General features: G+C 68.1%; 12 protein-coding genes. 5 read left to right on the top strand and 7 right to left on the bottom strand.

What is annotated here, in order from left to right; translation table 11 throughout:
* The coding region (locus tag HWN72_RS01370; protein ID WP_211149583.1) for a sensor histidine kinase at nucleotides 1-640 on the top strand (640 nt) is incomplete at its 5' end.
* 95 nt (nucleotides 641-735) lie between these two features.
* On the opposite strand, the gene HWN72_RS01375 is transcribed toward HWN72_RS01370, so the two are convergent.
* The 5 genes from HWN72_RS01375 to pedF form a co-directional block, all read right to left on the bottom strand.
* Nucleotides 736-1,167 (bottom strand): thioesterase family protein, encoded by a 432-nt coding sequence (locus HWN72_RS01375; RefSeq protein ID WP_036525937.1) that lies wholly within the window; start codon nucleotides 1,165-1,167, stop codon nucleotides 736-738.
* Nucleotides 1,168-1,212: 45 nt separating this feature from the next.
* Nucleotides 1,213-1,893: a response regulator transcription factor gene (locus HWN72_RS01380; protein WP_008830497.1), complete on the bottom strand. Its 681-nt coding sequence runs from the start codon at nucleotides 1,891-1,893 to the stop codon at nucleotides 1,213-1,215.
* Between the two features lie 61 nt (nucleotides 1,894-1,954).
* On the bottom strand, nucleotides 1,955-3,700 hold the full coding sequence (locus HWN72_RS01385; protein ID WP_211149584.1) for a methanol/ethanol family PQQ-dependent dehydrogenase: 1,746 nt from the start codon (nucleotides 3,698-3,700) through the stop codon (nucleotides 1,955-1,957).
* 319 nt (nucleotides 3,701-4,019) lie between these two features.
* Nucleotides 4,020-4,883, bottom strand: coding sequence for an ABC transporter substrate-binding protein (locus HWN72_RS01390; protein ID WP_008831071.1), 864 nt, complete (start codon nucleotides 4,881-4,883; stop codon nucleotides 4,020-4,022).
* Between the two features lie 3 nt (nucleotides 4,884-4,886).
* Nucleotides 4,887-5,330 (bottom strand): cytochrome c-550 PedF, encoded by a 444-nt coding sequence (gene pedF / locus HWN72_RS01395; protein ID WP_008831070.1) that lies wholly within the window; start codon nucleotides 5,328-5,330, stop codon nucleotides 4,887-4,889.
* A gap of 155 nt (nucleotides 5,331-5,485) precedes the next feature.
* On the opposite strand from pedF, the gene HWN72_RS01400 reads away from it, so the two are divergent.
* The 4 genes from HWN72_RS01400 to HWN72_RS01415 all read left to right on the top strand — a co-directional run bounded on the left by HWN72_RS01400 (nucleotide 5,486) and on the right by HWN72_RS01415 (nucleotide 11,042).
* On the top strand, nucleotides 5,486-6,475 hold the full coding sequence (locus HWN72_RS01400; RefSeq protein WP_211149585.1) for a PQQ-dependent catabolism-associated beta-propeller protein: 990 nt from the start codon (nucleotides 5,486-5,488) through the stop codon (nucleotides 6,473-6,475).
* A gap of 231 nt (nucleotides 6,476-6,706) precedes the next feature.
* Nucleotides 6,707-8,107 (top strand): porin, encoded by a 1,401-nt coding sequence (locus HWN72_RS01405; RefSeq protein ID WP_211149586.1) that lies wholly within the window; start codon nucleotides 6,707-6,709, stop codon nucleotides 8,105-8,107.
* A 129-nt stretch (nucleotides 8,108-8,236) separates the two neighbouring features.
* Nucleotides 8,237-8,734 carry a cytochrome b gene (locus HWN72_RS01410; protein WP_069708899.1) on the top strand — a complete coding sequence of 166 codons (498 nt, stop codon included), beginning with the start codon at nucleotides 8,237-8,239 and terminating at the stop codon, nucleotides 8,732-8,734.
* 43 nt (nucleotides 8,735-8,777) lie between these two features.
* Nucleotides 8,778-11,042 (top strand): TonB-dependent receptor, encoded by a 2,265-nt coding sequence (locus HWN72_RS01415; RefSeq protein WP_211149587.1) that lies wholly within the window; start codon nucleotides 8,778-8,780, stop codon nucleotides 11,040-11,042.
* Between the two features lie 171 nt (nucleotides 11,043-11,213).
* Here the strand turns inward: HWN72_RS01415 and HWN72_RS01420 are convergent, their stop codons facing one another.
* Both HWN72_RS01420 and HWN72_RS01425 read right to left on the bottom strand, forming a co-directional pair.
* A complete protein-coding gene (locus HWN72_RS01420; RefSeq protein WP_211149588.1) occupies nucleotides 11,214-12,152 on the bottom strand; it encodes a quinoprotein relay system zinc metallohydrolase 1 in 939 nt (312 codons plus the stop codon).
* The coding region (locus HWN72_RS01425) for a thiosulfate oxidation carrier complex protein SoxZ (RefSeq protein WP_211149589.1) at nucleotides 12,149-12,608 on the bottom strand (460 nt) is incomplete at its 5' end. The genes HWN72_RS01420 and HWN72_RS01425, both read right to left, overlap by 4 nt.

The raw sequence follows: 12,608 nt of genomic DNA on the forward strand, positions 1-12,608 counted from the left end.
CGTCACCGTGCGCGATACCGGGCCGGGCATCGCCGAGGTCGATCGCGACGAGATTTTCGAGGAGTTCCGCCGCGTCGGCAAGACGCAGAAGATACCCGGCAAGGGGCTGGGGCTCGCCATCGTGCGCCGCGTCACGACGATGCTGGGCCATGCGATCGAGCTGGACACCGCGCCAGGGACGGGGGCGGCGTTCTCGATCCGCCTGCCGCGCGTGGACCCGGTTGCCTCGCTGGAGGAGCCGGGCGCGATGCCCGCCGCTCCGCGCGCCGGGGCAGGCGGGCTGGTTCTGGTGATCGACAACGATCCGGGCATCCTTGCGGGCATGGAAGCACTGCTGGAGAACTGGGGGCTGGACGTGGTGACCGCCAACGATCCATCCGACGCGGCCGCACTGGCTGCGCTGGAGCAGGGACCGGCGATGCTGATCGTGGACTACCACCTCGATGACCGGCTGACCGGTGACCGCGCGGTGGCGATGCTGCGCGAGAAGGCGGGGCGGGCGGTCCCGGCGATGGTCATCACCGCCGATCGCGGGCCGGAAACCAAGGCGCAACTGGCTGAACTGGCGCTGCCCTTGCTGAACAAGCCGGTGAAGCCGGCGCAGCTGCGGGCGCTGCTGCGGCAGATGGACGTGCTGTGACTGTGGGGCCTTCGACAAGCTCAGGCTGAGCGGATTAAAGAGTAGTTTTACCCCCGAACCCCGCTCAGCCTGAGCTTGTCGAAGGCCCTGCTTGATCAGGCTAGCTTAGCCAGCTTCTCGCGCCAGTTATCGGGCAAGGCTACCGGGCGGCGGCTTTCGCGTCCGACATAGACGTGCGTGAAATGCCCTTCGGCGGCCGGTTCCTCCGAGCCCTCGACGAACAGGCCGAGGTGATAAGACACGCTGCTGGTGCCCAGCTTCGCCACCGTCATGCCGACTTCCAGCTTTTGCGGGAAATGCACCGAGGCGGCATAGCGGCAGCCGGTCTCCACCACGACGCCGATCGGGTCGCCGGTCTCGATATCGAGCAGGCCCGCCTCGATCAGCCAGGTGTTTACGGCCGTGTCGAAGTACGAATAATAGACCACGTTGTTCACGTGGCCGTAGACGTCGTTGTCATGCCACCGCGTAGTCAGGGGGACGAAAGCACGGTAGGCGGCGCGCGGGCGCAAGGGGTCTCGGCTCATAGGCGGCAGTGTTAGGAACGCCGGCGGCGGAGCGCCAGCGCTTCCTTACCCCCGAAAGCCGATCTTGCCTGCCATGATCACCGCCTGCGTGCGGCTGAACACGTTCATCTTCTGCAGGATCGCCGAGACGTGCGCCTTCACCGTCGTCATCGAGACGTCGAGTTCATAGGCGATCTGCTTGTTCAGCCGTCCGGCCACCAGATGCCCCAGCACCACGCGCTGCTGCGGGGTGAGGGTGTCGATGCGGGCGCGGATGAGGTCTTCCTCGGCCGCCGCGCTTTCGTCTCCGGGCAGGTCGGGCATGTAGATCTCGCCCGAGAGCACCTGCTGCAGCGCATCGACGATCGCGGCGCGTTTGAGCGACTTGGGCACGAAACCCGCCGCGCCCGCCGCCAGCGCGTCGCGCACCACGTTGCGGTCGGTCACGCCGGAGACCATAACCACCGGAGTGGCGGGGAACTTGTCCCGCACCGCCTGCAGGCCGGAGAGGTGCGAGACGTCGGGGATGTTGAGGTCCAGCAGCACGAGATCGACGTCGCCCGCTTCGTCCAGCACCCGCAGCGCCGCTTCGAGGCTGTCCGCTTCGAGGATCGTGCAGTCGGGGAAGGCATCGTCGAAGATCGAGCGTAGCCCGTCGCGGACCAGCGAGTGGTCGTCGACGATCAGAACGCGGTCGGGTGCCCCATATTCGCCCATGTTGTTTTCCGTGACGGCGAGTGTTTCCATGTCTTTATCCCGGGGAGGGATGGCGCGCCAGCGGTAACCGGCGCGCCATTTCAGGGTTGCGTTACTTGGGGATCTTGAACACCCAGAGCATGCCGCCCTGGCTGATTTCCTTAAAGGTCTTGGCCACTTCGCCGCCCCACAGCGGCACCGCGCCGCCCCAGCCGGACATGACGCCGACGTACTGCTCGCCGTCCTGCTCCCAGGTGATGGGCGAGCCGACTACGCCTGAGCCGGTCTGGAACTTCCACAGCTCTTGGCCCGTCTTGGCGTCGAACGCCTTGAGATAGCCTTCAGGCGTGCCGGTGAAGACGAGGTTGCCGTGGGTGGTCAGCACGCCGCCCCACAGCGGGGCCTTGTTCTTGTACTCCCACACGATCTTGCCGGTCTTGGGGTCCATGGCGCGCAGCACGCCGATGTGGTCCTCGGCGATCGGCTTGATGGTGAAGCCCGCGCCTAGGTACGCCGCGCCCTTCTTGTAGGCGATCGGTTCGTTCCAGATGTCCATGCCCCAGTCGTTCGAGGGGACGTAGAACAGTTCGGTGTCCTTCGAGTACGCCATCGGCATCCAGTTCTTGCCGCCTAGGAACGACGGGCTGGAGAACACCGGCTTGCCCTTTTCGGTGCCGCTGGGCGCGCCCGGACGGCCCGCGTCGATCACGTTGGGGCGGCCGGTCTTGGGGTTGATGCCGTCGGCCCAGGTGGTCTGCATTACGAAGCGGTTGGCGGAGATGAACTTGCCGGTCGTCCGGTCGAGCACGTAGAAGTAGCCGTTGCGGTCCGCCTTCGCGCCCAGCTTCATCGCCTTGCCCTTTATGGTGGCGTCGAAGGGGATGAACTCGTTCACGCCGTCGAAGTCCCAGCCGTCGTGCGGGGTGGTCTGGTAGTGCCACTTGATGACGCCGGTGTCGGCATCGATGGCGAGCGTGGAGGAGGTGTAGAGGTTGTCGCCGGGGCGCAGGTGGCTGTTCCATGGCGCCGGGTTGCCGGTGCCGAAGTAGACGAGGTTGGTGCCCGGATCGTACGTGCCGCCCAGCCACGTCGCGCCGCCGCCGGTCTTCCACAAGTCGCCCTGCCAGGTGGCATTGAGCTTGCCGGTCATGCCGTTGGGCTGGCCGTTGAGGGTGCCGACGTGGCCCTCGATCACCGGGCGTTCCCAGATCAGCTCGCCGGTATCGACGTTGCGCGCCTGAACCGCGCCGACGACGCCGAATTCACCGCCCGAGTTGCCGGTGATGACCTTGTCGCCGACGATCAGCGGCGCGGCGGTGGCCGAGTAGCCGGCCTGATAGTCGCCGGTCTTCTTGTTCCACACGACCTTGCCGGTGTTGCGGTTGAGCGCGACCAGATGCGCGTCGAGGGTTGCGAAGATGATCTTGTCGCCGTGGATCGCCGCACCGCGGTTCACCACGTCGCAGCACGGCATGATCGCATCGGGCAGGCGGGCGTTGTATTCCCACTTCTTCTCGCCGGTGCGCGCATCGAAGGCGAACAGGCGGGAGTACGATCCGGTGACGTAAATGGTGCCGTCATAGACCAGCGGCTGCGCCTCCTGCCCGCGCTGCTTCTCACCGCCGAGCGAGGAGGCGTAGACCGGGAGCAGCTTGGCGACGTTGCCGGTGTTGATCTGGTCGAGCGAGCTGAAGCGCTGCTGCCAGGGGCCCATGCCGTACGTCAGCACGTCGCCGGGGGTGTCGGCGTCCTTGAGCAGATCGGCGCTGGTCGGGCCATCGGCGGCCGAGAGCGGTACTGCCGCGAGGCTGCTGGCTGCCGTCAGGGCTGCGAGTATATGTGTGAAACGCCGCTTCATCCTGTCCCTCCGTTTTTGGGTATTCGGCCGGGGGTGCGTGTCTCGGGAAAATGCCCCCGAACCCCGATCGTCGGCATGCAGCCTAGGACTGTAAGAGGGGCGGCAAAATTGCACCTTGGGAGGATGGGGCCTTGTGCGATGGGGCTTCGACAGGCTGCACCTGACCCTTCGACAAGCTCAGGGTGAGCGGAAGTCGCGTAAACCTCTCCATCCCGCTCAGGCTGACCTTGTCGAAGCCCCGGCCGCGCGCACAACGCATGGATCAACCCGGTTCGGGGGGCGCCGGTCGCAGTCGGCACCCCCGTCCCCCTCCGGAGCTTTACGCGGTCTGCGAGGCCAGCGCGGGTTTCCACTCGACGCCGTACCGCGCGAAGATCGCCTTCATGCGGCCGTCCTTCGCCATCGCGGCGAACTGTTCCTCGATGGCGAAGCCCAGGTTGCGGCTGTTTTCCTTCACCGCGATGCCGATGTCCCAGCCGGGCGAGAGCATCGCGGGCAGGAAGCCCTTGCGGCGAAGGATGCCCGCGTCGGGTGCGTCGTGCAGGGCGGCCTCGATCTGCGCGGTGCTGGCGACGGCGGCGTCCGCCTCGCCCTTGCCGACGGCCATGACCGCCTCGTAGCCGGTGGGGACGTGGACGACGTCCTTCGACAAGGCCCCGCCCGCATGGCCGAGCAAGTAGAAGTCGGGGATCGAGTCGAGTTCCGCCGCGATCCGTTTGCCCTTCCAGCGCACCGGCATCGCCTCGCAGTCCGCTGCCTCACCGCAGGCGGCGCCGAAGCTCTCGCGGTAGTAGGGGGCGAGGAAGGTGACGTTGTCCTCGCGCGCCATCAGCTGGCGGTCGAAGGGGACGTGCAGCATCACGTCGCAGGGCTGGAAGCCGAGCAGCCCGCCGCGCCAGATGACGTTGCGCAAGTCGTCGGACAGATCCTCGTCCGCCGTGAACAGCGCGATGTCGGCGCGCACGCCCAGCTTCTCGGCAAGGGCATGGGCGAGATCGACGTCGATGCCTAGGGGCTTGCCCTTCTCGTCCCACGACCATGGGCGGTTGTCGGTGTAGAGGCCGACGCGCAGCGCGCCCAGCGCCTTCACCTTCTCCAGCGGCGCGGCCCAGAGCGCGGCAGGCCGCAGGGACGCAAGCGCCCCCACGGCCCCGAGACCCTTGATGAGGGACCGGCGGTCCACCGCTTATTCGTCCGTGTGCTTGGATTCCAGCCAGGCGCGGATCGCCCAGCCGGCCTTCTGGCCCAGTACGTCACCGAAGGGCGGCATGTAGACCTTGCCGTCGTGCGCCGAGCCGTGGCGGAAACGCTCGACGAACCACTCGTCGCCCGACGAGCCCAGTTCGAGATAGCGCAAGTCTGGCGCGATGCCGCCGGAGATCGCTTCGAGGCCGTGGCAGCGCGCGCAGTTCTGGCCGTAGGCTGACTGGCCGATGGCGATCGCCTTCTCGTTCTTCGAGTAGGGGTTCTCGGTCTTCCACACGTCGTTGCCGCCTTCGATGTCGGGCAGGGCAGAGGTGTCCACCGGCTGCGGCACGACGTCGCCGTGCGCGTAGAGATTGGTGCCGATCGAAAGCGAGGTGATGGCGGCGGCGACGGTCAGGACCGCGCGGCCGATGCGAATGGTCATGGATCAGGTGTCCTCTGCGACTTCGGGTTGCGCTTGGCTTCTCTTCCCGAATGTTGCTTTCGGATAACCTTGGGTCCGGGCGGGTGACCAGTTGGCCAATGGTACAAGACCAAGGTGCCATTGCTGCGGATGCCGGAAGGCGTAGGTTTCGGCGTATGGAGAGAAGCCTGAAGACTTTCGCGCTGGCGCTTTGCGCCCTTTATGCCGCCCCGTCCCATGCGCAGGATGCCGATGGCGCCGTGACGCGCGCCTATGTCAGCAACGAGCGGTCCTCGACCGTCACCGTCATCGATCTGGCGAGCGGAAAGGCGGTGGCGCAGTGGCCGGTGGGCAAGCGTCCGCGCGGGATCACCATGACGCGCGATGGCAAGTACGTGCTCGTCTGTGCCAGCGCCGACAATGCGGTGGAAGTTCGCGACCCCGCCACCGGCGCGCTGGTGGCGACTTTGCCATCGGGCGCGGACCCGGAACAGTTCTTCGCCTCGCACGACGGAAAATTGCTCTACGCCGCCAACGAGGACGACGGCGCGGTGACCGCGATCGACCTCTCCGCGCGCAAGGTCGGCTGGCAGGTGACGGTGGGCAAGGAGCCCGAAGGCGTCGCGGAAAGCCCGGACGGCAAGTGGCTGCTGGTCACCAGCGAGGAGGACAATTCGGTCGCCTGGATCGACCTCGCCACCCACACCGTCGCCGGGGAGACGGAGACCGAGGCGCGGCCCCGCCATGTCGAGTTCACGCCCGATGGCAAGCACGTCTGGATCGCGGCGGAAGTGGGCGGGGTGGTGCAGGTCGCCGATGTCGCTTCGAAGGACGTCGTGAAGACCATCCGCTTCGCCCCGCCGGGTGCGCCGGACTACAAGGTCATGCCCTGTGGCATCCGCTTCACGGCGGATGGCAAGACGGCGGTGGTGGCGCTCGGCCGGGCGGACAGCATCGCGCTGGTGGACGTGGCGAGCGGGGAGGTGCGCGGCTACGTCAAGGTCGGCGCGCGGCCGTGGCACCTCGCGATCCTGCCCGGCGGGGGTAGCGCGCTGGTCGCCAATGGGGCGAGTGACGACCTCTCGCTGGTGGACCTCGCGGCGATGAAGGTCACCGCGACGATCCCGGCGGGCGAGGGGCCGTGGGGCGTGGCACTGGGGCGCTGAGGTAGCGCTGTGGTCCTTCGACAAGCTCAGGACGAGCGGGGTTTGGAATAGGCTTCCAATCCTCAATTCTATCCCATTTCCGCTCAGGCTGAGCTTGTCGAAGCCCCCTCGGTCAAACGCCATCCTCCCAAAGTACCACTGCCCAAAGTCCAATTTCGCGCCGCCCGCCCCGGCCGCATGGTCCGCCTCAGTCGCAGGAATAGACGACAACTTCCAACGGGGGACGGATCCATGATTTCGCGGATCATTTTACGCGGCGGTGCCGCGCTGGGCGTACTCGCCTTGGCTATAGCACCCGCCTACGCAGGCAGCAGCGAGGCGCTTCTGAAGCGCCTGCACGAAAAGGGCATTCTCAGCGACGAGGACTACACCGAGCTGCTCGCGCAGGAGCAGGCCGAAGCCTCCGCACCCGCTCCGGCCTCGGCACCCGCCGCAGCCGCGCCCGCCGGTGACCCCGGCCTCTACGTCAAGCGTACCGAGAGCGGCATCGGCCTCGAAGTCGGCCCGGCGACGATCAAGTTCTCGGGCTCGGTCAACGGCTTCTACGTCCACGACAACCCGGCGAGTGCATCGGCCTCCACCGCCGTCACCGGCGGCGTCGCCAGTGTCGGCACGCGCAACTCCAGCGCGGTGCGCAACGGTCTGCTGCCGGGCTTCCTCAAGGTCGAGGTGAGCACGAAGCAGGAGGGCTGGGACATCGGCGCCTTCTTCGGCATGTATCCGGGCATCAACTCGGCCGCATGGGGCGCGCTGGGCGCCAACAACGGCGGCCAGCCGACCGCGCTGGCGACGGCGGGCATCGATTTCCGCCAGACCTACCTGACCTTCGGCAAGCCCACCATCGGCACCTTCAAGATCGGCCGCGACATCGGGCTGTTCGGGTCGGAGGCGATCCTCAACGACATCACTCTGCTCTCGTCCGGCACGCCGGGGGGCAACGTGGCACCGGGTAACACGACGCTCGGCCGCATCGGCGTGGGCTATATCTACACCGACTTCCAGCCGCAGATCACCTATACCTCGCCCAGCTTCGGCGGCGTGCAGGCATCGATGGGTGTGTTCCAGCCGCTGTCCTCGCTGACCGGCCCGGCGCAGGAGAACTCGCAGCCCGGCTTCCAGGGCAAGATCACTTATGACGCGACGCTCGGCGGCATCGGCCTTCGCGCCTGGGCAGGCGGCGTGACGCAGCGCCACAACGAGATCACCGGCCAGAGCTACACCGGACAGGGCCTCGACTTCGGCGGCAAGGTCACAGCGGGTCCGATCACGGCGGTCGGTTACTACTACACCGCCAAGGGCCTCGGCACGACGGTACTGGGGCTGCACGACACCGACGGCTTCGGCAACGCCCGCAAGAGCGACGGCTTCTACCTTCAGGCGCTCGCCAGCTTCGGCAAGTTCGCGGTGGGCGGTAGCTATGGCGAGAGTTCGCTGCATTATGCCAACGCCGCCGATGCGCTGGCCAGTCCGAACCTCGTCGACACCAATTCGAGCTGGGTCGGGCAGGTCCGCTACAGCCTGACCAGCTGGGTCACGCTGATCGGCGAGTACACCCATTCGAAGGCCAAGGCGCATTCCGGCAACGCGGCGTCGAGCGACGCCCTCGCGCTGGGCGGCATCCTGTTCTTCTGATCCTTGCGTCGTCCCGGAACCGATCCGGGGCGACGCGCCACCATCACCGGAAGTCGCAGCCATGATGGAATATCGTAAGTTACCTCCGGAACGCCCGCCCGAAGCGGGGCCGCACGGGAGGTCAGACCCATGAACACCATGAAGTACAACGCCGGCGCGCGCACGCTGCACTGGATAATCGCATTGCTCATCATCGGCAACCTCGCCAGCGGGCTGCTGCACTTTGCGATACCCGTCCACAAGGCGATCGGGCTGACGGTGCTGGTGCTCTCGCTGGCGCGGCTCGGCTGGCGCATGGCGTGGAAGGCGCCGCCGTACCCGGCCTCGATGAGCCGGGCGGAAGTCGGCCTCGCCCATGCGGTGCACGGGGTGCTCTACCTGTTCATGATCGCGATGCCGCTTTCGGGCTGGATCATCGCTTCGGCGGGCAAGTACCCGCTGTCGTGGTTCGGGGTGTTCGAGTGGCCCAAGCTCGCGGTCGTCAAGGGCAGCGCGATCTACGGCGCGGGGCACGAGTTCCACGAGATCGGCGGCTGGGTGCTGCTGGTGCTGGTGCTCGGCCACATCGCGGCGGCGCTGCGCCATCATTTCATGCTGAAGGACGGCGTGCTGCGCCGGATGCTCTAGGCGCCATTCGAAGGGGGAGGGCGCCGCAAAGGCGCCACGAGGGATGCGAAAGACAAGTCTTGTCATTGCCGGGCTGATGGCCTCGGCCTCGCCGGTTCTGGCCGAGGAAGCGCCCATCGTCGTCACCGCACCGGGCGGCGCCATCGACCTCGACGAAGCGCGCGAGATCGACCCGCAGGCGCTCGACATCGCGGGCAAGCGCGATCTCGGCCGCGCGCTGGAACGCACCGTGCCGGGCCTGACGCTGGCCGAGTCCACCGGCAACCCGTGGCAGGCAGCGATCACCTGGCGCGGGTTCTCCGCCTCGGCGCTGCAGGGCGCGGAGCAGGGCATGGCGGTCTACCTCGACGGGGTGCGCTTCAACCAGCCGTTCGGCGACGTGGTGCTGCTCGACGTGGTTCCCGAAATGGCGCTGGCGAACGCGCAGCTCAACGATGCCAGCCCGGTGCTGGGCCGCAATGCGCTGGCGGGCTCGCTGCTGCTGACCACGCATGATGGCGTGAGCCTGTCGGGCATGCGCCTGCAGGCGGACGTGGACACGGTCGGCAGCCTGGGCGGCAGCGCCTCGCTGGGGCTGGGCGACAAGGCCGACAACCTCCTGATCGTCGCCGAGGCGCGGCATGACGACGGCTGGCGCGTCGCCTCGCCCTCGACGCTCAAGCGCGTGTTCGCCAAGGGCGTCCACGATGCCGGGGCATGGGGGATCGAGGTGCAGGGCCTCGCCGCCGACACCGATCTCACCGGCAACGGCGTCGCCCCGGTCGAACTGCTCGCCGCCAAGTGGAACGCGGTGTTCACCACGCCGGACGTCACCGACACCCGCTTCGCGCGCATCGTCGCCGCGCCTTGGATCGCGGCGGGCGAGACCGGCCGCATCGAACTGCGCGCCCACTGGCAGACCCTCACCCGCAAGAGCGCCAACGGCGACCTCGCCGACTTCGGCGCCTGCGAGGACGATGCGGGCTACCTCTGCCTCGGCGACGACGACGAGTTCGAGGAACCCTTGCTGGCGAACGGCGCCCGCGTGGTGAACGACCCGGCGGTGGACGACTACGCCGTGTTCAATCGCGGGCGAGAGCGCACACGCAGCGGCGGCGCCATGCTGCAGTGGCTCGACGAGCGCGAGACCGAGAACGGCACTCGCCGCTTCGCCGTCGGCGCTTCGTGGGAACGCGCGCGTACCCGCTTCACCGCCACCACCGAACTGGGCGAGTTGGAGGAGGACCGCTCGGTCGAGGGCCTCGGCCTGCTGCTGACCTCGGAGGAGGGGGGCATCATCCCGGTCGACGTCGTCACCCGCATGAGCGATCTGGCGCTTTTCGCCAGCGCCGAAGTTCCGCTGACCCCCGCGCTGACGGTCGAGGCCGGGGCGCGCTGGTCGCGCAACACGGTGAAACTGGACGACCGGATGGGCGATGCGCTCGACGGCAGCCACCGGTTCAGCCGCCTCAATCCCTCGATCGAGTTCGATTATGCGGTGGGCGCGGATGTGCATGCGACGGCGGGCTTCGCGCTAACCAGCCGCAATCCGACGCCGGCGGAGCTGTCCTGCGCCGATCCGGAATCGCCCTGCACGCTGGCGAATTTCTTCATCGCCGATCCGCCGCTGAAGGCGATGACCGCGCGCAACTGGCATGCCGGGCTGTCGGGCGGCGCCAATGCTTTTGGGGCAGCACTGTCGTGGCGGGTGAACGGCTGGCGCTCGGATACGAGGAACGACATTCGCATGATCGCCTCGGAAGTGCGCGGACGGGCCTATTTCGCCAACCTCGGCGAATCACGGCGGCAAGGGATCGAGGCTTCGGCCGACTGGCGGCAGGGCGGCTGGCGGCTGTCGGGCAGCTACGCCTTCACGGATGCGAAGTTCCGGCAGGACTTCGCGGTTTCGAGCCCGTCCAACCCCGAGGCGGACGAAGACGGTCTGGTCGAAGTCCGGCGTGGCGATCGCCTGCCGGGCGTGCCGCGCCATTCGGTGAACCTCTACGCGGGGCGGGCCGGGAAAGGCTGGGAACTGGGCTTCGCGATGCGCGCGCGCTCCGGGCAGGTGCTGGTGGGCGATGAGGGCAACGACAACGCCAGGACCCCGGCCTATGCGGTGTTCGACATGATGGGCCGGGTGGAAATCGCGCCCGGAATCGAACTGGCGGCGGAGCTGCGCAACATGTTCGACCGGCACTACGTGACGATGGGCACGTTCTCCGAGATCGACGAGATCGAACTGGCAGAAGCGCCCGGTGCGGACAATCCGCGCGCTTATGCTCCGGGGGCGCCGCGCAGGCTGACGGTGTCGGTGCGGGCGCGGTTCTGAGGGCGGCTTTGGCCCACCCCGTCCGGCTAGACAGCAAGCTGCCAAGCCTCCCGGCCCTCCCGCAAGCGGGAGGGCTGACGCGCTTCACCCCCTCCCGCTTGCGGGAGGGGCAGCGAGACTTGGGCCGCAGGCCCTAGTCGCAGCGGGGTGGGCCCGAGCCCGAGACTGAGCCTACAACCTCGGCAGCAACCGCGCTTCAAGCCCCGGATAGAGATGCGAGACGCTGCGCTGCAATTCGTAGCGCGCCGCCTTCAGCCCGGCGAACCGCGCGGGGATCGGCAGTTCCCCCGCCTCGGTCATGTCGAGCCCGTCGGCCACCGCCTGCGTCAGCGTGGCCTCCAGCCAGTCCAGCCAATCCCGCGTCTGCGCGATCGCGCCGCCGTCCCGGTCCAGCGGCCCGTGCCCCGGCAACAGCAGCCCATGCGGCACTGCCTTCAGCCGATCGAGCGCCGCGCGCCACTTCGCCAGATCGGCATGCGGGGTCGAGGGCGCGCGGTCGTGGAACACGAGGTCACCCGCCAGCAGCGTCCCCGTCGCCTCGTCGAGCAGCACCAGATCGCCCGCCGAATGCCCCTGCATCGCGAAAAGCCGGAACCTTCGCCCGCCGAACAGGGCCTCCCCGTCCGCCACGTCGCCGAGCGGCAGGACGACATGCGTCCCCTTCATCCAGTCCGACAGCAGCCGGTACATGGCATCGGAGAACCCCTCGCCGTCGCGCTCCAGATCGGCGCGGGTGGCGGGCAGGGCGTGGACGATGGTGGGATCGAAGGCCGCCGCCCCCAGCGCATGATCGGGGTGCAGGTGGCTGACGTAGACCCGCCCCACAGCCTTGCCCGTCACCGCCTGCGCCAGCGCGCCGAGCGCCTTGCCATGCTCCAGCGAGACGCCCGGATCGAACAGCACCGCGCCTTCGTCGGTGGCGATGATGGCGCTGTTGGCGATCATCCCGCCGTTGTCGAACAGGATCGGCGCATCGGCGCCGCGCACCATCCACACGCCCTCGGCGACGGGCTCGGCCTTGGGGGCATAGGCCCCGGCGAACGTCTCTGCGCGGGCGGCGACGGGCAGCGCCAGCGCAGCGCCGATCAGGCTGCGGCGGGTGAGGTTCACTTGGCGGCCAGCGCCGCGCTGCGCGGGGTGACCACGCCGTCGAACTCCAGCCCCGAACTGTCGCGCGCGGCGATCGAGAGCGGCCCCTTCGCATCGTCGACGATGAAGGTGAAGGCAGGGTCTTCGGCCACCGCTCCGAAGACCTGGAGGTCGGCGAGCGGGGTTCCGGCCGAGGAGGTCACGGTCACCCGCTCGATGTTGTAGGCGGCGATGTTCTCGACGAGGCCGGTGTCCATCGGGTGCCGTAACGTCACCCTGAGGCGCGTTTGAGTGCCGCTGAGTACCCATGCAGCACCGTGCATTTCGCCGAGGTGGTCGGCCCAGTCGCCCTTGACCCGGCTGACCGGCGGGGCCGAGCAGCCGCCGCCCGCCGCATCGATCCAGTTCCCCGAGACGTGCCACACCCCGTCCGTTGTGAGCACCGCCGCGCGCACCGGGGTGCGCTGGTCGAGCTTG

It is taken from the genome of Novosphingobium sp. HR1a, from assembly GCF_015594425.1.
In the GTDB taxonomy this organism is placed as follows: domain Bacteria; phylum Pseudomonadota; class Alphaproteobacteria; order Sphingomonadales; family Sphingomonadaceae; genus Novosphingobium; species Novosphingobium resinovorum_A.

What these genes read in the sequence shown, in the direction of transcription:
- HWN72_RS01375 (WP_036525937.1), bottom strand. Translation starts at nt 1,167, where the DNA reads ATGAGCCGAGACCCCTTGCGCCCGCGCGCCGCCTACCGTGCTTTCGTC.
- HWN72_RS01380 (WP_008830497.1), bottom strand. Translation starts at nt 1,893, where the DNA reads ATGGAAACACTCGCCGTCACGGAAAACAACATGGGCGAATATGGGGCA.
- HWN72_RS01385 (WP_211149584.1), bottom strand. Translation starts at nt 3,700, where the DNA reads ATGAAGCGGCGTTTCACACATATACTCGCAGCCCTGACGGCAGCCAGC.
- pedF (WP_008831070.1), bottom strand. Translation starts at nt 5,330, where the DNA reads ATGACCATTCGCATCGGCCGCGCGGTCCTGACCGTCGCCGCCGCCATC.
- HWN72_RS01400 (WP_211149585.1), top strand. Translation starts at nt 5,486, where the DNA reads ATGGAGAGAAGCCTGAAGACTTTCGCGCTGGCGCTTTGCGCCCTTTAT.
- HWN72_RS01405 (WP_211149586.1), top strand. Translation starts at nt 6,707, where the DNA reads ATGATTTCGCGGATCATTTTACGCGGCGGTGCCGCGCTGGGCGTACTC.
- HWN72_RS01410 (WP_069708899.1), top strand. Translation starts at nt 8,237, where the DNA reads ATGAACACCATGAAGTACAACGCCGGCGCGCGCACGCTGCACTGGATA.
- HWN72_RS01415 (WP_211149587.1), top strand. Translation starts at nt 8,778, where the DNA reads ATGCGAAAGACAAGTCTTGTCATTGCCGGGCTGATGGCCTCGGCCTCG.